12 protein-coding genes are annotated in these 20,560 nt (G+C 46.2%); 5 read left to right on the top strand and 7 right to left on the bottom strand.

Annotated features, from left to right (window positions below):
* Positions 1-161: 161 nt before the first annotated feature.
* Both IQ270_RS11895 and IQ270_RS11890 read left to right on the top strand, forming a co-directional pair.
* A complete protein-coding gene (locus IQ270_RS11895) occupies positions 162-452 on the top strand; it encodes an antitoxin family protein (RefSeq protein WP_193973425.1) in 291 nt (96 codons plus the stop codon).
* The gene (locus IQ270_RS11890; protein WP_193973424.1) at positions 446-919 is read left to right on the top strand and encodes a type II toxin-antitoxin system VapC family toxin; all 474 of its coding nucleotides are present in this window, start codon (positions 446-448) and stop codon (positions 917-919) included. The genes IQ270_RS11895 and IQ270_RS11890 overlap by 7 nt, the downstream gene beginning before the upstream one ends.
* 101 nt (positions 920-1,020) lie before the next feature.
* On the opposite strand, the gene hisC is transcribed toward IQ270_RS11890, so the two are convergent.
* The 6 genes from hisC to psaK all read right to left on the bottom strand — a co-directional run bounded on the left by hisC (position 1,021) and on the right by psaK (position 7,711).
* Positions 1,021-2,067 (bottom strand): histidinol-phosphate transaminase, encoded by a 1,047-nt coding sequence (hisC, locus tag IQ270_RS11885; RefSeq protein WP_193973423.1) that lies wholly within the window; start codon positions 2,065-2,067, stop codon positions 1,021-1,023.
* 44 nt (positions 2,068-2,111) lie between these two features.
* Entirely contained in the window at positions 2,112-2,825 is a 714-nt protein-coding gene (locus IQ270_RS11880; RefSeq protein ID WP_193973422.1) for a glycerophosphodiester phosphodiesterase family protein, read from the bottom strand.
* A gap of 334 nt (positions 2,826-3,159) precedes the next feature.
* Positions 3,160-3,966: a DUF928 domain-containing protein gene (locus tag IQ270_RS11875; RefSeq protein WP_193973421.1), complete on the bottom strand. Its 807-nt coding sequence runs from the start codon at positions 3,964-3,966 to the stop codon at positions 3,160-3,162.
* Between the two features lie 39 nt (positions 3,967-4,005).
* Positions 4,006-5,964: a CHASE2 domain-containing protein gene (locus IQ270_RS11870; RefSeq protein ID WP_193973420.1), complete on the bottom strand. Its 1,959-nt coding sequence runs from the start codon at positions 5,962-5,964 to the stop codon at positions 4,006-4,008.
* A 184-nt stretch (positions 5,965-6,148) separates the two neighbouring features.
* A complete protein-coding gene (locus IQ270_RS11865) occupies positions 6,149-7,345 on the bottom strand; it encodes a site-2 protease family protein (protein ID WP_193973419.1) in 1,197 nt (398 codons plus the stop codon).
* Between the two features lie 81 nt (positions 7,346-7,426).
* Positions 7,427-7,711: a photosystem I reaction center subunit PsaK gene (gene psaK / locus IQ270_RS11860; RefSeq protein WP_193973418.1), complete on the bottom strand. Its 285-nt coding sequence runs from the start codon at positions 7,709-7,711 to the stop codon at positions 7,427-7,429.
* Positions 7,712-7,848: 137 nt separating this feature from the next.
* Here psaK and IQ270_RS11855 point away from each other — a divergent pair, with 137 nt between their 5' ends.
* The 3 genes from IQ270_RS11855 (at position 7,849) to IQ270_RS11845 (ending at position 10,935) form a co-directional block, all read left to right on the top strand.
* On the top strand, positions 7,849-8,496 hold the full coding sequence (locus IQ270_RS11855; RefSeq protein ID WP_193973417.1) for a phosphoribosylanthranilate isomerase: 648 nt from the start codon (positions 7,849-7,851) through the stop codon (positions 8,494-8,496).
* A gap of 525 nt (positions 8,497-9,021) precedes the next feature.
* On the top strand, positions 9,022-9,588 hold the full coding sequence (locus tag IQ270_RS11850; RefSeq protein ID WP_228056278.1) for a CPBP family glutamic-type intramembrane protease: 567 nt from the start codon (positions 9,022-9,024) through the stop codon (positions 9,586-9,588).
* A 45-nt stretch (positions 9,589-9,633) separates the two neighbouring features.
* The gene (locus IQ270_RS11845; protein WP_193973416.1) at positions 9,634-10,935 is read left to right on the top strand and encodes a HEAT repeat domain-containing protein; all 1,302 of its coding nucleotides are present in this window, start codon (positions 9,634-9,636) and stop codon (positions 10,933-10,935) included.
* An 844-nt stretch (positions 10,936-11,779) separates the two neighbouring features.
* Here IQ270_RS11845 and IQ270_RS11840 read toward each other — a convergent pair.
* A complete protein-coding gene (locus IQ270_RS11840; protein WP_193973415.1) occupies positions 11,780-19,753 on the bottom strand; it encodes a DUF4347 domain-containing protein in 7,974 nt (2,657 codons plus the stop codon).
* Positions 19,754-20,560: the final 807 nt, after the last annotated feature.

Raw genomic sequence — 20,560 nt, 5'->3', positions numbered from 1 at the left:
AGTATGGGTTCAATTATTTCCCATTCTGAATCCGTTAGACTGCTACAATAAGGCATGGCTGCTGCTGGATAATGCTTTTGCGGTCACGTTATCACAACAACGTAAAAGATGTCAAATGGGTTCTATACAATAAGTCTAAGCATTTAATTAAGAGGCTAATTATGCCAGAAACTATTACTGCTGTGTACGAAAACGGGGTTTTTCGTCCCCTGAGTCCTTTGTCATTGAATGATGGGGAAACTGTGGAAATCACAATTGTAGCGGAAGTGTCGCAGCGCCAAAAGTCGATGATTAAGATGATGACAGAAGGGCAATTGGTGCCTTTTCCAACAAAACAGTTTAAGCTAGATGCCGCCGCAGAACAAAAGCGGCGCGAACTGTTTGAAAAACTGAAGGGAAGAGTGGGGAAACCTCTTTCTGAAATCGTTATTGAGGATCGCGGCCCGTGGTAAATGCCTATTTCTTAGACACCAGCGCTTTGGTTAAACGGTATGTGCCTGAATTCGGAAGTAATTGGATTCAATCAATTACTGTTCCAGTAGCAGGTAACTTTCTCGCGATTTCTCGGATTACTTGGGTGGAGGTATGCAGCGCTTTTTCACGCCGTCAACGAGAGGGTAGTCTATCTTTCGATGAGGTTAACCAACTTATGGGAGATTTTCTCACGGATTTTGACAACCAGTATGAAGTTCTTGAAGTCGATCGCACTTTGATAGAAACAGCGGGTACACTGGTGATGCAAAACCCGCTGCGGGCTTATCATGCTGTGCAATTGGCGGCTGCTTTGCGGGTTCAATCTACTCTCGTTAGTTTTTTCGTGCCAGATACTCAACTGGTTTTTGTTTCGGCGGACAAGAGATTGCTGGATATTGCTCATTCAGAAGGGTTGGCTATTGATAATCCTAAGAATTATCCGTAATCAAGCTGTTTCTAGTGAGGGATGCAAGTGTTCATAAAAATTATAGGACTAAAGTCCTCATTACAAACTAAATTACAAACTAATTTTAGTGCGATCGCTATTTAGAGGATTTCTTTTAAAGTTTTAACTAATATTTGATTCTGTTCCTCCGTACCGACAGTAATCCGCAATTTATCTTCAAGCCGCGGCTGATTGAAGTATCGAATCAATATTCCCCGTTCTTTCAGTGTTTGATAAATTCTTTCTGCATCGCCGCCCAGCGGTCTAACTAACAAAAAGTTGGTTCGTGAGGGCCAAACTTTAAAGCCTAATTCCTGGAAACTGAGGGCTAGTTTTGCTCGCGAGGCCTTAATTTTTTGGGCGTTGGCTGTTTTGTGTTCTGAATCTGCGATCGCACTCGCCGCCACTGCATAGGCTACAGCATCAACATTGTAGCTGTCTTTAATTTTATTTAATTCAGCCAGGAGCAGCGGATTTGCTATAGCAAAACCCAACCTCAATCCTGCTAGGGAATAACCTTTTGAAAGCGTTCTTAAAACTATAACATTATTGTACTTTTTTGTCAACTCCAAAGCATTATCTTCTGCGAAATCTACATAAGCTTCATCGATGACAAGAATACCCGATAACTCTTGAGCCAGTTTCTCCAAATCAGCCACAGAAATAGCTGTTCCCGATGGACTGTTTGGGGAAGCTACAAATGTCACAGCACCTCTGGCTGCTATTAGCAAATCGACGGGTAACTGGTAATCGTCGGGATAAGGAACTTCGACAAATTGTGCATCTTGAATTTGTGCCAAAGTGCGGTACAATACATAGGTGGGCGCAGGACAAACAATCTGTTTTCCCGGTTCGCCCGCAGCGCGAACTATCAAGTTTAATAAATCGTCGCTGCCGTTACCTACGGCAATCCAATCGTCAGCAACTCCCAAAACTTTACTAGCAGCGACGCGAAAATTTTTGCCCGTTGGATCTGGATAGCGCCGCAGCATTTCTCCGTCTATTTCCTGAAGCACTTTTAAGGCTTTGGGAGAAGGCGGATAGGGATTTTCATTAGAATTTAGTTTAATGATTTTTGTGCCTGCGGGTGGCTGTTCTCCCGGCACGTAACCCGACATTTCATGGATGTTTTGGCGAAAGTAATTCATCTATTATCTAGCGTTAACTTGCGTTAATTTGCGGTTCAAAAAAATCATATCAAACAATTAGTGACTATCCGAGTGATACCCAAATCAATTAACTTTTGCCTATCTTTTGGATCGTCCACCGTCCACGCCACAATGTCAACTCCCTGACTGCGGCTTTCTTGAATCAGTGCGGGATTTTCTAGCAAAACGCGGTACTGGCTGCTAATCAAGTTATCGCCCTGCGTCACGGCTCGAGCTAATTGAGTTTTGTATGTTTCTAAATTAGCAACAATGTGTCCGATCGCCAAATCGCCAGACAGCCGCCGCACTTGTGCCAAAAATTTATCATTAAAAGAGGTAATAACGCATTTGTCTGGGATGTCTTCGCCCTGCAAAGTATTGACAAAATCCGCAACTTCTGAATCCGACCATTCGGAGTGCGGCTTGACATCAAAGTAAAGAAATTTGTCAATATTTTTGAGGATAGCTAATGATTCTTTTAAAGTAGGAATTTTTTCTTGTGAAAATTCATCGCTAAACCATTTACCGGCATTGAGTGTTTGCAATTGAGACAGGGTTGTTTCCCTGACTTTACCAGAAACTCCTGTGATTCTATCTAATGTTGCGTCGTGAAAAATCACCGGTACGCTGTCGGCGGATAGCTGGATGTCAAATTCGATCGAATTAGCTTTGCGGGCGATCGCCAGTTCAAAAGCTGCTAAAGTGTTCTCAGGGGCGATCGCCGAAAATCCCCGATGTGCGATAATTTCTATATTCACTATCTCGCCCCCTCTAAAAATTTTGCCACAGTTTGATTGAAAGTTTTCGGTTGAGTCAAGAAACACCAGTGATTCCCCGGTACTTTTGCAGCGGTAAGATTTTTCAGTAAGGTTCGTAGTGCGGACTACGAGCGGAACGGTTTTTGTGATGGCGATCGACCGGGTATGATATCATTTTTGAAACAAGCATTTTTTACAAAGCGTGGGAACACCTCAAGAGCTCGCACTATAATACATCCCAAACCCAGATGTTCCCGGGCTTGACTTACCGCCGGAGCCTTTTCTGAGTTATTTTGAATATTTTGACGGTCGAATTTGCTCGTCTTCAACTACTCTAAGGTTCTGGTTGAGATTCTTCAGTTTGGACGATCGGTTTTTGAGCAATTTTGCCCAAGTTCACTGAATCGAGCAAGCTTTCCCAATCAGTCTTGAGGGCTGGATTGTTAGGCTGAGCCTGCAAAGCTGCTGCTAGGATGCTGAGGGCATCTTGCCAAATCCCGTTTTTAGCATAAATAAAGCTTTTCTGGCGCGGATCTGCCTTTTCTAATTGACTGCGGATATCTGCACTGAGTTCAACTCGCAGCACAGTACCGGTTTCGAGCATATCGCCCGATCTGTCTTGAGAGTCGCAAATCACTGTAAAACTCCAACGGTAAGTTTTGCCTGCTTCCAAGGGCGGCACATTTTTATTAGCGGGGATACTAACACCGATCGTCCCTGATACATTGCTAATTGCCAGAGTCTGTTTGTAAATCTCCTTGCCGCTGGGGTCTTGTAGCATAAATTCGGCTAATTTTGCCCTTGTTGGAGGCAAGTAGAAAAAGAATGTTGGATAGTCGGAAACAGTCCGCGAGATTTTATTTTGAGGGGCTAAGGCTGTGAGATTTATTGGATTTAGCTGGGGGTCGATCGCGCAGCCACCGCGCGTACCTCCTGGTGTTGCAGGTCGATTCAACTGCATATCTATATCTTCACGAGGCTGAACGAAGCGCGGCCCTCCCGATTGAGTCCGCGGCTTGCCGGGATCTTCCCTCGGCATTGGCTGTGCCAGACTTGCCAATTGACCAGCGTTAAATGCTGCTATCAATAATATGGCACCAAAGGCGATCGAGTTGAGCCGAAAATTACTATTTTTTTGCATAACAGTTGCCGATTTCTTTTTAATATATATTGTCGCTGTTTACTTTCCCAAGATTTTTTCTCCCAATACGCGGTATACATTTACTTTTTGCTCTCTGCCTTTTAGAGGTAAAGCTCCCCAAGATTCTACCTCAAATTTTCCTTCAAGATGCACCAAAGTTTCTTCGCCGATCAAGATCCGGCAGGTGTCTTCTTGCCGATGTTTTTCGCAGCTTTCTAGGCGAGAAGCGATATTTACACTATCGCCGATTACTCCATATTCTAAACGGGTTTTGCCACCCAAACTACCCACCACGATCGGCCCTGTAAAAATTCCGACTCGCATTTTTGCCTGCGGTAAACCGCGATCGATCCAACTTTGATTCAGTGCTGGCAAGCGCGATTTTATAGCTAGACAGCAAGACACTGCCATGCGAGCATCTTGGGCAATTTCTGCGGGAGTTGTGCGGGGAATTGGCACGCCAAATACTGCCAGCATTCCATCTCCTGTAAATTTATTAATCACGCCTTGATATTTTTGCACTTCCTCGGCCATTGCTGATAAATATTCATTTAACCAAGGCATTACCACTTCTGGGGGTAATTTTTCAGAAATTGTGCTAAAACCTTGCAAGTCAGTCACGATCATTGTAGCAGTTACTCTTTGCCCTGGCAATAGCCCGGACTGCAGGAGATGGACGCGCTCTTTCCACAAAGCATTGGCGATCGCCGGTGAAGTTTGCTGTCCTAAAAGTTTCATTACAATTTCTTGCTGCTGTCTTGACTGTTGGTACTTGTATGTGATGACAACTGCTGGGACGATCGCCAATGCTAGAGTCGGCCCTGTCACAGGTATCCACCCCTGTTGAGTGAATAGAAAAAATGTGAATCCCCACAATATGCCGCCAAGTGCGATCGCGCTAACCGTGAAACTGAGCGTATTTTCTAACCGCCAAGCTAAACAGCCGCCAACTCCTCCCCAAACAGCAATCCAAAGCATTTCTTGCCATTCATCCCAAAACCAAAATAGCCCTTTACCGTCTAAAACTGCGCTGATAATTTGGCTAGTTGCGCTGGCGTGAATCAATACTCCAGGCATCAGGCGGTTTCCGCTGACAGTAGCGCTGTAAGGAGTAGAAAAGATATCTTTTACTGTTGGGGCACTCACCCCGATCAAGACTATTTTATCTTTCACCAATTTGGGGTCAAGTTTTCCCGACAAAACTTGAGTTAGTGTCACGGTATTTGCGACATTTTCAGGCCCTCGGTAATTCAGCACGATTTGATAGCCTTGAGTATTAATTGTCTGATACCCACCCGAGTGCGGCCGCAGCCGCGGGAAAACAGTATTTCCAATTTTTATTTCGTTGTTTTCGGTAATTATTGTTTCTATTTTCTTGGTGTCAAAATAGTTATATGCCAACCGCATTGCCCATGAATTCAGAGTCGAGTTTTCATGAAAAGTAAAAATAAAATTGCGGCGAACTATGCCGTCTGGATCGAGGATCAAATCGCTAAATCCTATCTGTTTTTTGGGTATGTTGGGAGGCGGCCCAGCTCGCTCGCGCTCCGAGTCACCGATGGAGGTAATGGCGATAACTTTGGGGTTTTTGAATTGAGCGGTCAATTCTGCATTTCCCGGTTCGTAGGGGATATCGCGAATGATATCCAGACCGATAACGGCGGGTTCCAGACGCGCTAATTCGGCGATCGCTTTTGCTAAAACGCGATCGGAAATTGGCCATTTATTAAAAGTCCGAATGTCCTGTTCTGTGATTTTTACTACCAGTAATCTAGGGTCAGCACCTGCATCGGGGCGCAACTGCACCATCACGTCAAAAGCCTTTAATTCCAATGGCTGCAACCAACCTAAATGCCTCACTCCTAAAAGAGTTCCTGTCACGACGATCCAGGTAATCGCCAGAGGTTGCAAGTCAGCGAAGGGGAAGGAATTAGTTAAGTTTTTCCAACTCCAAGGTTTCTCTCCCAATTGATGAAATTTCTTAAAGAATTTGGGCATGATAATTCTTTTTTCAACCTTATTGGACAAAGCGTGCTACGAGGCGGTCATAATTAAAAGAATAATACGATCTGCCATAAGTTCCTTACAGCAAGGAAATTAGCTTTTCAGGTTTAACCGTTTATTTATGCACGTCTACTTGCATCTTAACTTGTCAATAATGCCGATTATTGATGCCCCATTTTTAATTTTCCTGTGCTGTTTTGGCGATCGCATTTAACTGCAATCCCATGGGATAAATGTTTTCTTCCTTGCAGCGCTTGATGTCGGCTTCGGAAATTTTGGGTTTGAGGTATTTTGCCAAAACTTTAACTGCGTCGCCCCGATCGATCGTCCCTACAACTGAACCAATGGGCGAGAGGACGATGATTCGGGGGAGTTGACGGGCTTCCATTGTGTTAATCACTTCTGCGATGGATGCTTTTTCTGAGACTGTGGGAGTTTTTGCCAGGGGTTGCAAAATGTTGTGTAAAGTCTGAATTTGCCACTGACTGCGTTCTGTCAAGCGGATATCGTCGATCGACACTAAGCCCAAATCTCGCCCGTTGGTCGCAGCAATGTAAAATGGAAACGGGTTGACTTCTAACAAATAGCGATCGGCAAATTCTCGCAGACTCAAATCTGCATCTACAACTCGAAACTCGCGGCTCATTGCATCACCGGCTTTAGTTTTGAGCAGGGCTTCTTGCAGCGAAGCAAAGTCGCTGTAGGCTGTGGCATTGCGAATCGCAAACCACCCGATCAGCGCAATCCACAAGCCGCCGTACTGGCGCGCTAACAAACATACACTTACACCAAAAACAACCGCCAACCAACCCAAAACTTGTCCTGTTTTTGCCGCCCAGCGAATGCCCGCAAATCGAGAGCCGGTGATTTTCCAAATTGCTGATTTTAAGACTTGTCCTCCGTCCAAAGGCAAGCCGGGAATTAAGTTAAATAATCCCAAAACTAAATTTATTTCTGCTACCCTCTCTATGACAATAGCAATCAAACTTGTTTGAGGCAGAACTTGAGAGCCCAAACCGAGGATTAAAAACAGCGCGAAGCTGACGAGAGGGCCGGCGATGGCTACTTGAAAAGCTTGACCGGGAGTTTTTGATTCCGAGTCGATCGATGCAACTCCGCCAAATAGGAATAGAGTAATAGAATTAACTTTAATGCCTTGCGATATGGCAGCCAAGCTGTGTCCGAGTTCGTGCAGCAGCACCGAAGCAAACAGCAGCAGAGCTAAGGCCAACCCGGCACTCCAGGAAAGCGCAGGCCCCCACAAGCGGTAACTGCTGGCATATTCGCGGGTTGCTAGAGCTAAAATTATCAACCACGAATAATCTATAAGTAGGGGGATGCCAAATAAAGAGCCGATTCGCCAAGCTGTCTGCATGAAATTTTCTTGGGAAAGGAGAGCAACAAAGAGTTTCTATTATATCTGTTCTTCTCCTTGCCTTTCCCCTTACCGTGATTTCTACAGAACTCCGGCGTTACCCAAGCCCAAGATTACTCCAGCCCCGAGCAAGTGGCCGAAGCTGGTTGTTGCTAGCAATTCCGGGATGCCGAATCCTTTGAACATTCCAGGGACTGCAACGGGTAAAGCTGGGCCTTTGCCTCGGTTTTGCTTGTTGATGCCGTAGTAGCCGATCGCGAGCGCGAGCAAATTGCATAAAATCATTGTCAGTCCTACCATTGGCGACCACTCCGGCGTTGACGGAGCCGTAGATTGTACCGCTAACAGTAAAGATGAGTTAATCATGTTTTAATCTTCCTGATTTCACAGATAATATTCATGGTTACAGAATTATAAAAAGCATTTTGCCTTAAACTAAGATTTGTTTTAATAGTTAACAATTCGTTTATATTTTGATACAAATTCAACAAGGAGGAAAAAAAGTGCGGGTGAAAATTTGCGGAATCACCAAATTAGACCAGGGAATGGCGATCGCCCGTTTGGGAGCTGATGCTTTAGGGTTTATCTGCGTGCCCGCTTCCCCGCGCTATGTCAGCCCCCAAACTATTCGCCTGATTGTCGAGCAGTTGCCCCAAAATGTCGATCGCATCGGCGTTTTTGCTAACACCACAATAGAAAACATCTGTCAAGTAGCGGTAGAGTCAAATCTAAGCGGGGTGCAGTTGCACGGAGATGAAACAGCGGAATATTGCACCGCGCTGCGGGAGTTTTTGCCGGGAATTGAAATTATCAAAGCCCTGAGAGTTAAGACTCCTGAAACTTTAGCCGCCGCTGCTATTTATGCCCTTCGTGTCGATACTTTACTGCTCGATGCTTACCATCAAACTCAACTCGGCGGTACGGGCAAAACTATAGACTGGATGATGTTAGCAGATTTTAAACCACCTTGTCCTTGGCTGCTGGCGGGCGGTTTAACAGCGGATAATGTTTTAAATGCAATTGATAGTGCCAGGGGCAATAATTTCAGCGGTATTGACCTTTCTAGCGGCGTAGAAATAGCGCCGGGAGATAAAGATTTGACTAAAGTTGCTCAGTTGTTTGCTAACTTAACTCAAATTGCTAATCATTAGACGTAATTGCAAAAATAGTTAGGACGATGCTCAAAGCCATCCCACCAGAAAAAAGATTTTTGTGGGATGGCTTTGAGCATCGTCCTGAAATTTGATTAAAAGGACTTTTGCCAAAGGTATATTGATAATTAGTAATTGAGAAAAAGCTAATTTTAAGAACACACTTTGTGCTTTTGATTCTGCTCTACTAGACTTGAATTGCAAAACTCTTATCTCGATCTTTTAACCGCAGATATCGGGCAGACAAACACAGATTGACGCAAATAATTTCAGGGTATTTTCCGATTTTGGCAATTGCTCGTCTGCTCAGTTTACTCGCGCACCGCAATTCAAAAACTCGGTTTCTCGATCGCCCGTCTCTCGAAAAGCAGGCGCGACCTTCAAAGAAACCGGGTTTCTGTGATAATTTACGCATCCTCACCAAGATCGAGGAAGAAACCCGGTTTCTGATTCCCCGCACACATCCAAGAAATCGGGTAATGACAAGGCCTTATTCCGACTACTAATATATCTTTAAAACTTTTAATGTTAAATTTGATTATGTTAAATTTTAGTGCGATCGGGCTGCTGGACTTGCTGGCGCGCCGCGTCACCCTAGCTGTTTCAACTATTCCCGATTTCACCGACTGGCTGGTTGCAGCTATGCTGGCGCTAGTTTACACTGCGATCGCGCTTCCCGTAGGTTTTGGGTCGGGATTTCTGAAAGTAGACGTGCAAACCTGTCGGCGTACCGTGGCGGCAGTGCTCGCGGGGTGTTTGTTGACTCCGGGGCTGAGCGAGGAAGTATTTTTCCGCGTGTTAATGCTGCCGCACCCGGGAGAAAATGCTTCGGGGTTAATGCTGTGGTTTTGGGGATGGGCGAGTTTGGCGCTGTTTGTAGTTTACCACCCGCTGAACGCGCTGACTTTTTACCCGATCGGTCGATCGACCTTCATGAATCCGGTGTTTTTGCTGCTGGCGGCAATTTTGGGAGTAGCGTGCTCCCTCGCATACCTGCAAAGCGGTTCCATCTGGCCTGCGGTGGCGGTTCACTGGGTGGCTGTTACAGCTTGGCTGCTGCTATTGGGCGGTTACAGGAGGCTGTATGGTTAAATGTACAAAGTCCAGCATCACTATATTGTCGGGAGGAACTCAATCGTGGGTATCATAGGAGCGATCGTAGGTTTTTTGGCAGGGGTAGCAGTTGCTTACTCGTTAGTGGAAAAACGGTTAAAAAAACAAAAGCAAGAATACTTGCAGCAAAGCCGCAGAATAGCTCAGGATATAGAACTAGCTCAGATATCTCGGATGCAACAAAATGCCGATTCTCAGGACACAGAAGGGGAAGATAGGCACAGAAAAGCCACTGTCGAACACGAAAATTTACTCAGACAAGTTACAAACCAATACGAAAATCAGCTGCAACAAATTGCAGCTCAACACGAAAATCAACTCCAACAAGTTTTGGCCGAACGCGACAGTCAGCTTCAACAAGTTACTGGCGCACACGAAAATCAGCTCCGACAAGTCAGCCAGGAATTAGAGGCTGCTCACAATGCTAGGCTGCAAGAAAGTCTGCAATCTTTGCAAGCAGAACACGAACATCATTTACTCAGAGTTGCTGACGAATTGCATTACAATTATCAAGCTCAAATCGAAGAACATTTGCAAAACTTGCAAAACGAACACGAAATTAGATTGAGACAAACTGCCGAGGAATACGAGAACCGCGAGGTTGAGATGCAGTTAAGTATAGAGGCTTTGCAAGAGCAGTACGAAAGTCAGTTGCAAGCAGCTAACGAGCAGTTGCAAGCTCACGAAGCTCAGATGCAAGCTACTATCATGTCTTTGCAACAGCAGTACGAGAATAACGTCCAACAACAAGAAGTTCCGCCGCAGCAGTCAAGCGAGTTAAATCAAACAGAAGTTGGAGAATATTTACCGCAACCAGAAGTTTGGCAAGAACAGTCAAGCGAGTTAAATCAAACAGAAGTTGAACAAGATTTAAATAACACAGATTTTTTGGAACCGCAATCAATTGATTTAGAGCGACAAGCTGAAGTCGAACAACAGCCTCAAACAGCCAGACAATCACCAACCTATTCGGTGGCGCAGTTGATGGGATTCGTTCAAAGTCAGGACACAGAAACCCGCAAGTTTGCAGCGTCTGCTTTAGGTCAAATGGCTGCTGCCAATGCTCTGAGAACCGACACTCAGCGAGCAATAGAAACCTTGGGAAAATTAGCTGGAGATTTTCAGCCGGAAGTGCGCGAAGCTGCTGTGGAAGCACTAGCAATGATTAAGTCGGAAAAAGTAATTCCGCTGTTGGAAAAAGCTTTGCGAGATACAGATAGCGCTGTGGCGGTGGCGGCAAGTGCGGCGATCAATAAGTTTAAGTTTTATCCGCCCGCTGCGGATGTGAAACCGAAAATTCTCGATCTCCAAAAACCAAAGGATTAATAATTTACTGGAACATTGTAGGGACACAAGAATGTTGGTTGCTGTCAACAAACAGGTCAAAAACTGTTGACTGATTACTGTTGTATGTTGACTGATTACTGTTGACTGATTACTGTTGTCTGTTGACGCTTGAGGGCGGGCACTCACAGGCACCGCCCCTAGTGTTAACTGTTGGCTGTTGACCGCAAGCCCGATGCCCGATGCCTGATGCCCGATGCCCGATGCCCGCGAGAGCACCTCATCTTTGTGAGAAAGGCTATAAGTCAACCTCTACTCCCGAACAATTAGGGGGAGTAGGGCGTGTTTTCTTGCCTCTTAGATCCCCCAACCCCCCTTAAGAAGCTATGCCTTGGTCACATATTTTGTAACACTCTTCAAACCCTTCTTTGACAAAGCTTTTAAGCTCGATTCCAGCCACAGCCCTTGACAATTGAACAATTATGTTTGTTGAGAACAGATTGAGTTTATTGAGAACAGGTTGTGGCAGAATCAGAGTTCGATCGCTCTTGTGCGATCGATCGGCAAATGTTAAGAAAGATGTGAGTAACGCATAGCTTTTTTAAGGGGGGGGATTAAGGGGATCGAGGCTTTGATAGTCAGCGGTTGAAACCGCGTCTTGTCAGACAAAATCCGCCGGCGCGGATTCAAGAGTTAAATTAATTTGTAGGATTCGTGAGAAATTGATTATTTCGATTGCAACAGGTTTGGATGATCTGACGCACCCTACGCACTTGCTAGTTGCTTAATTTCTTAGTCGGCGCAGGCCGACATCGTTTGACTTTCTGGCGGTTTCAACCGCCGAGAAGCCGGGGGATAAGGGATTCCTCCCCCGGCGCATTCAATCTTAAATTAATCCGAAATTAGCAGCGCTAATACGGATAGCAGAAACACCGCCCAGAGAAGCTAAAATCTCCCCAGTTTGGGCAAACCGGATTAAAGTTGCCCCGCTATCTTGACTAATTGCCAACTGCGAGAAATCCAGCCCGCTACCCAATACTAACAAGTCTTGACCGAGTTCAAAATCTGCGATCGTATCAGTACCGGAATTGACAGAAAGCAAGAATTTATCTACTCCCATTCCTCCCGTCAAAGTATCACTTCCCAAACCGCCATTCAGCAAATCATCTCCCTTACCTCCGTAAAGCAGATCGTTGCCATCATCACCGTTCAAAATGTCAGCGCCGCGATTGCCAAACAAGGCATCATCACCGCCACTTCCGAGCAAAGTATCGCTACCTTTGCCGCCGAAAACAGTGTCATTTCCGAGAGTTCCATCGAGGGAATCATTGCCCCTCATGCCCATCAACACATTATCCGCGCTGTCGCCAATCAGGATATCGTCGCCATTTGTACCGAGAATTGCATTCGGGGAATTGCTGCCCAAATCTGCATCGCCGGTGAGAACGGGAGTCGCAAGGCCAACTGGTAAAACTACTGCTTGAATTCGGCTATCTAAAGCAGCACCGGTATTTTCAGCAACTACCAGGGAAATTGGTTTGTTTCCCGTACCAACTGCTTTGAAATCTTGAGTTGTCGGGCCCAAGGCTACTTGTTGAACGCGGGCAACTGATTCAGGAATTGATGTTGCTGTTGGGTTGGAAACAGCGCTATCAATGCGTTGATTTGCGGTAGCCATTACTGTCGCGGCTTGCGAGGTAATTTGGGTGATTTGTTGACTGTTGAAACTGGGGTCTATTTGCTGAATTTTTGCGGCTGCTTGCTGAATGATTGGTTCTAAGGCTGCTGCGTTGCTGAGGTTTAAGATTGTACTGGATTGAATTCGATCGGTAATTGAACTGACAACAGCTTTGACAATATCGGTATTGAGTGCACTGGAAGCGCCGTCAATCAAAGCGCTGGTTTGGGTGATGAAGTTTTGGACTTTCACCATTGCGGATAAGACTTGGACTCCGCCTGGTAAATTTTGGTTGGTGGCTGCGATCGGATCTAAGCTAGTTAGGTCAATATCAGCGGGGAGTCCAAGGGCGGCTTTGACTAAAGATTGTGCTGATTCTGGTGCAGTTCCTTTGTCGGTTAAGTCGGCGACTAAGCTGGTTAGGAGGGTGACAACTGTGGAATCTGGCGGTGCGGTGACTGGTGTTTCTAGGGGTAAGCCGGTGGCGGTGTCAGTGCCTCCTGTGGCTACTATATTGCCTTCTGATGGGTCGATTTCTCCGTTTTTGTTGGTGTCGAAAATCTCGAAGGGGATGTTGAGATCGAATTTACCGCCTGTATCGGTAATTGTGGATGGTTCGTTGGTATCGAGGATACCGTTTTTGTTGGCGTCTAGGAAGAGGGTTGCACCGGAGATGTAGCCGTCAATGACTACGCCGGTGCTGCTAAATTGCAGCAACATACCCTTACCCTCATATGGACCCGTATCGTCGTCACTGACAGTAGCGCCAGCCCTGTCTGTTGCTGTTAACTTAATCCTGAACTCCTGCGGTATGGGACTTGTGCCACTGAGTGTACGGGTATCTGGATTGAAGGTAAGCCAACTTGGCAGGGGACTTCCGTCCATCAGAGTTGCTGTGTAGGTAAGCGTGTCACCTGGATCGGGGTCAGTGAAAGTGTTCGACGGAAATTGGTACTCGAATGTTAATGGGTTATTGCTTACTGTCTTGAACTCGTGATGCCACGGGGTTGTATCGGGGCCGTAGTTGATTTTCGGCGGGTTGTTGGGGTCGTTGTCTGCGATCGTCACAGTAGCAGTAGATGACTCGCCTATCTTTTGGGGGTAGGGAGTATTTTCTAAGGTGATAACTACTTTTTCGTCGCCCTCTACTTGGCTGTCATCGCGGACATTAACAACCATGTTGACGCTGCGTTGACCCGCTGGAATGGTGACAAAGTTGTTATAGCCGTAGGACGGGTTAGTGGGTAATAACTGAGGGGGTTCGGAATCTGAAACTAATTCGTAATCAGGACCTGGTAGAGCAAGGTTGTTTTGATTACTATACGATCCATCTGACACATCGAACCCCTTGAACCTGTAGTAAACATCCTGCGGATCAGCTAGGTTGCCACCAGTACGGGTAATGGTGAATTTTCCTGGATTTGGGGGTTCATCCCAACTTGTTTCGGCCGCATTGGGATCTGTAGCAGTGATAGTGAGGGTTGGTTGGATATAGGGGGCGACAAAACTTTGTCCTTCAACAAACGGTGAACCCGCCCAAGCACCGTCGATCGCCTGTACACTCCAGTTATAAGTTTGTCCAGGGATTAAGTAATCTGGTTTTAACAGCCAACCAGGCGAGTAGGAATTGCTGGGGCTGTTGGGGTTGGCTTGATGGACATTTCCCAACTGCACTACTTGCCGAGTTCCATCATCCAGGGACATCGGGCCAACAATGTACTCTTTAATAGGGTCGCCACCGTAGGAGGGATTGGGACGAGTAGTCCAAACTTGTAGGTTATAGCTTAAACCCTGATTTGGAGTTTGAGCGTCGATCGGATTCCCCTGTCCTCCGGGCAAACTTAAGATAACTCCTTCGGGAGTAATCCAAGGGTAATTGGAACCTTGAGGTGCAGAGGGTGGCGTGTTCGCATTAGGGGTATTGTTGCGGTAGATTTTGACAAAGCTGCCACTGCTACCGGGTGAATTATCTCTTGTCGTGAGTGCAATATCTAGTCTGCCGTCCTTGTCGTAGTCTCCCGAAGAACTCGGGCTGGCAACATTATCAGGCAGCCCTGCATCCTTGAGGAGTTCAAAATTGGTGCCAGCATCATTTTGTTCGTAAACTTGGGCGACACTGGAACCCGGATTACCACCCACTTCTGTCACAAGGATATCCAGCTTGCCATTGTTGTCGTAGTCTCCCCAAGCACCGGGACTACCACCATACCCGAATTGGTAATAAGCTTCCTGAAAGCTAGTAGTATCCCCATAGCTATTGTTTCCGAGCAATCTGGTACGGCCGTAGTTCCATTCATTTGGACGCGACGATCCACCTGTAAGCAAGATATCTAGTTTGCCATCGCTGTTGGAGTCTCCCCATGCACCGTAAGTAATAGCTTCGTTAGCAATTATGAAATTTGGATTTTGCAGCAGTGAATTGCTTTCTTGAGTAAAGCCATTGCCAGTGTTGCGATACAACTTTGCGACGTAAATTGCTGAACCGTTGTCGCTTTTTAAACCGGTATCGCCTGCCAGCAAGATGTCCTGTTGGCCGTCGTTGTTGTAGTCTCCCCAGGCCGCATTGCCAATAACACCGGGCAAGCTAGCCCCAGTCTCCTCCTCAAAGGTAAGGGCGTAGTACAAGATACTGCCGGAGTTAAAGGCAGTGAGGTCGTTGCGGAACACTTTGGCGATGTAGCCTGAACTCGTGTCACCTGTGAGTACGAGATCCTTTCTGCCATCGTTGTTGTAGTCTCCCCAAGCTGCGGAACCGTTGAAAATACCAGGCAGCTTTACCCTCCTGTCTAGAGTAAATTTAGTGGGGTCGATCGAGGTTGGGTAATAGGGAAGAGTGCTATCAGTCCTTTGGTTCCGGTACAGTCTAGTGATGGGGGTGTAAGGCAAACTGGGGACGTAGGGTTCAGGGGGGATGGAGAAAGGGTCTGGTGCAGGAGTATCAATTACGCCTGTGAGCAAGATATCGAGGTCGCCATCATTGTCGCTGTCTCCCCATGTAGCAGAAGGTTTGGCATTATGCTCCTTCCCATTTTCATTAAAGACACCTCCGTAAACGATAGGCAGGCCTATATCAACTGGTTTAAAGCCTTGATCACCTTCGTTGCTGTACACTTTCGGGATGTATTGCGATCGGGGAAAAGAAAATGAGTTGTTTTGTACACTACCTCCTTCCATCACCAACAGATCCAAATCGCCGTCATTGTCGAAGTCTCCCCAGGCATTAGGGCCGACAAAACCAGGTATCTTCAGATCGGCGAGTTCGTTGGTGAAAACTTTATCCAAAATTTGCAACGTGGCTGAGCTTTGAGTGCCAATATTCGCATTATCCGCACTAGCGATCCGAAACGCGATTTCTTCTGTTCCCTCAGCTTCACCATCCGATAAGATATCAACTGTGAAAGTTTTGGTATCTTCGCCTGGGTTAAAGGTAAGTTGACCAGAGTAATTGGAGGCAAAGTTCCAATCTTTTCCCACAGTCGCTGAACCACCAGTAACAGGTTGTAGGTACGCCCTGGAAGTTTTGCTTAGATCCCCGGTGCGAGTGAGAGTAATTTCTTGCTTAACGACTTCTGTGGCACTTTCCTTGACTTGGTAAGTAGCTTGGGAAAAACTTATCGTGGGATCGTTAAGATCAGTAATTCGATCGACAGTTCCGTTACCTAGCGGCAGATCGATCGATAGGGGTCGATCGATCGATATCGGTCGAGCGCTACGTTTCCCAGAGTTGTCAAATATCGGAGATATGGGCGTCGGAGTTGGAGTCGGAGTCGGAGTGACAGATGTCGTCGGAGTGGGAGTCGGAGTGACAGATGTTGTCGGAGTTGGAGTCGGAGTGACAGATGTTGTCGGAGTCGGAGTTGGCGGCGGTGGCGCTACATCGTTATCTGCGATCGCCACTGTCACCCCTGGAACCACCAGCACATTATACTTAGCATCAGTGCTGCTCGCACTGTGAGTAATTTTCCCGCTGTGTGAACCTTCGACAACCGCATCGTCAACAGCTATCACAGTAACGGGTTGAGCGACATTCCAATTATTGGGTGTGAAAGTGATAGGGGCGATCGCCCCTATCTGGTTATCTGTTGTGAGAGTGAGAGTTACAGGGGCGATCGGCTGCGATTTCAGCGCTAAAGTGTACGTACCGTTTGCACCGCCTTCTGTCGCAGTCGTTTCGGCAACACTAACAGAAACACCAACCGTATCATTGTCCTGATTGGTAATACCAACATCCGCTACCTGTCGGTTGCTGTAATTCGCATCTGTACTAACAGCAGCAGCCGTGACAATTTTGTACTCAATATCGCCGTCAGCAATACTGTCATTAACTCCAGTTACTGTCACCGGTTGCGGCACATTCCAGTTAGCAGCAGTGAATGTTAAACTATTAGTCGAAACTGTTCCCTCAGCAACATTGTCACTGTTCAAACCGATAGTCACATTAGCAGTCGGCTGAGTATTCAGAACCACAGTAAAGTTAGCCTTACTGCCATCTTCGCCCGTAGTCAAGCCCGCCGTCGGATTCACCGTAATTCCCGGAGTTTCATTGTCGTTGTTGGTGACGGCGACATCATCAGGATCGAGGTTATTGAAATTAGCATCGGTACTGACAGCAGCAGCCGTGACTATTTTGTAAGGTTGAGGGCCATCAGCTACCAAATCGTCAACACCACTCACTGTGATTGTTTGCGGTTGATTGTAGTTAGCGGGTGTGAAAGTTAAGCTATTAGTTGAAACAGTTCCTTCGGCAACATTGTCACTGCTCAAAGCAATAGTAACGTTAGCAGTTGGTTGAGCGTTGAGTTTGACTGTGAATTCTGCTGTGCCACCTGTTTCTGTGGTTGATAATGCTGTGGGATTTACCGTAAAGCCGGCAGTGTCATCATTAGTAATCGTTGTGGTAGCGGTAGCCGTAGTAATTATCGGCGCGCCGCCCGGTGAAACAGGATTTGATAAAGTAATGGCAACAGTTTCATTCGGTTCTATACTGCCATCTCCCAACACATCCAAAGTAATAGTTTTAGATGTTTCGCCCGCTGCAAAACTGATTTTGCCAGTAGCAGCATTTGCCCCAGAAGTGCCGCCTATATTGTTGTAATCAGTGCCGTTGGTCGCAGTGCCAGTAATGGCATAATCTACCGTACTCCAAAGTTCCGTGCTACCGTTGCGAGTAATCGTAAATGAGGCGGGAGTAGCGCCAGAATTACCTTCGGTAACGGTGGGAGTATTGGTGGCAATAGTATAAGAACTATTCCTGTCCAAGATTGACAATACCACTTTACTCGTGCCGCCCGCAACACCGCCAGTAATCTGTCCTAAATTGAGAATTAACTGTTCGTTACTGTCAACGATATTGTCAGCTTTGATAGTTACTGCCACAGTTTGAGTGAGTGCAGCACCAGTCGCACCGGCGGGGAAAGTAACAGTAGTAGGTGAAATTGTGTAATCGGCACCTTGAGTAGCAGTGCTGCTGGGATCGATGACAATTGGTACAACTACATCGCTGAGGGGAGTGCCGCCGCCCAGACTCAGGGTGACATTAATTACTGTGTCGGTAGCCTCTTCATTAACACCTACGCTATTGCTGTATTTGGAAGTGTCAAAACTTACCGTATTAGGTGTATTTAGCAGAATTGAAACATTGCCTGAACCGTTATTCGTTACTGCCAAATCTGGGAGAGTGTCAGCATTAAAGTTGCCTGAAATAATGGAAGTTGGACTTGTCCCCGCAGCAAAGTTAATGGGTGCACTAAAACCGCCAGTGCCGTTGCCTACTAAAATTGCAGCGCCGCTGGTACCTCCTACTGCTAAGTCCAGTTTCCCGTCTCCGTTTAAGTCTTTCGCGACAATGCCGGAAAGCCCTGTCCCCGCGCTAAACCCAGTGGCCGCGCCAAAGCCACCAGTGCCATTTCCTAATAGAATTGAGACATTGTTAGAACCGTTGTTAGCTGTGGCTAAGTCGAGGAGATTGTCTCCGTTAAAGTCCCCAGTGGCGATCGAATTTGGATTTTGCCCAGCCCCAAAATTAGTAGCTGCACCAAATCCGCCGGTGCTATTTCCTAGCAGAATCGAGACATTACTAGAGAGGCTGTTGGCAACGGCTAAGTCTAGGTAATTGTCAGCGTTAAAGTGGCCGACAACAACGGCAGCCGGAATCGAACCAACATTGAAATTAGTGGCAGCACTAAAGCTGCCAGCACCATTTCCGAGCAAAATTGAGACGCTACCAGAAGCACCTTGAGGGTTCCCATTTACCACTGCTAAATCGAGGAAATTGTCGGCGTTGAAGTTTCCGACACCTATTGAAAGTGGAGTGTTACCCACATTGAAATTGGTAGCTGCACCGAAACCGCCAGTGCTATTTCCTAACAGAATTGAGATATTACTACTATTTACTACTGCTAAGTCGGGGAAATTATCGTTGTTGAACAGTCCAGATGTGACGAAACGCGGACTTGAACCTACGGCAAAGTTGGTGGCTGTCCCAAAACCCCCTGTACCATTTCCTAACAGGATAGAAACATTATTAGACCCTTGGTTTGTTACAGCTAGATCGGGTTTGCCATCGAAGTCAAAATCCCCCGTAGCGATGCCCGCAGGACTTGTCCCCGCACCAAAATTAGTCGCCGCACCAAAACTATTCAAAACGTACTCGTAACCTGCCAATACTTCGGGTTCAAAGACTAACGGTGTTTTGATTTCTCCTGTTCTGATTTCTAGTTCCCAGTCGCCGCCTTTTGCCGCGCTTCCGGTGAGGTTTTTGGATGCGGCAACACTAGCGCCAGTTAACTCACTCAAGCGTTTGACAAATGCTTTACCTGTCTCGCCTGCTGCTACTGAGCACCCGTAGAGTAGGATATTAGGTCGATTTTGACCGATCGACTCAGTTGGTGGCGCAAACCACTTCTGTAGAGAATGCCGATCGCCCTCAATATCATCTAAACTCAAGCTACCGCCGCCCAGTTGCAGGCTACCGGGAGCACCGTGAGAAACGATGTGAATGCTGTCTATATTGGTTCGATCGCGTAAAACTGCAGTAATTTGGTCGATCGCATCTTGGTTCCCATCCAAAACCACTACTTCCGTACCCGGTTTCACTCCGGCAATCAAACTTTGATAGTTTGGTACTTTAGTGTCGATAAAGGCGATCGCACTTACTGAAACTCGATTATTTAAATTGGGCATAATACACCTGATTGGGGGTAAAAAAAGACAACAATTCCCCGGTTTCGCGACTTGCATCCGAAACTATTTTTGAAGCTTGTAGCAACCATAACAGTTTTTTAGAGAATATATATAAACTTTTTTCTAGAAAAACACTAAATTATTAAAGGTTTGATAAAGATACAAAAATTAATTAAGTAATATTGCGTAACAGCCAGCACGAATTTGATAATTCAACACAAAATCAATGAATTGCCAGTGTAATTATACTTAGGTATTAATATCGTATTTTTAATATATATGTGCGATCGGGGCGGGTTTATGAGATTATGGGTCTTAGGCAATTATTTCTGGTAAAACCCGCCCCTTGTTTTTATCGAAGTCTAGATCCCCCCTAACCCCTCTTCTTAAGCTATGCGTTACTCACATCTTTCTTAACATTTCCCGATCGATCGCACAGGAGCGATCGAACTCTGAATCTGCCATAACCTGTTATCAATAAACTAAAGTTGTTCTCAACAAACATAATTGTTTCATTGTTTGGGGCTGTGGCTGGAATCGAGCTTAAAAGCTTTGTCAAACAAGGGTTTGAAGAGTGTTACAAAATATGTGAGAACAGCTAAGCTGTCGCGCAAATAAACATTGCATATTCAGGGCCCGCTCTCGTGCCCACCCCACTCATTGCTTTATTGTTTTTTGACATACAGTCTAAATGCAGAACCGCTATAGCTTAATAAGGGGGGAAAAATGCTCTTAAAGTGGGTATTTTTAAGGGGGATGCGAGGGGAATCTGGATCTAAATGAGTAATTTGAAAACACGCCCTAGGG

This window comes from Microcoleus sp. LEGE 07076 (assembly GCF_015207455.1).
Classification (GTDB): Bacteria; Cyanobacteriota; Cyanobacteriia; order Cyanobacteriales; family Microcoleaceae; genus Microcoleus.
This window is presented reverse-complemented; position numbering and strand designations above follow the sequence as displayed.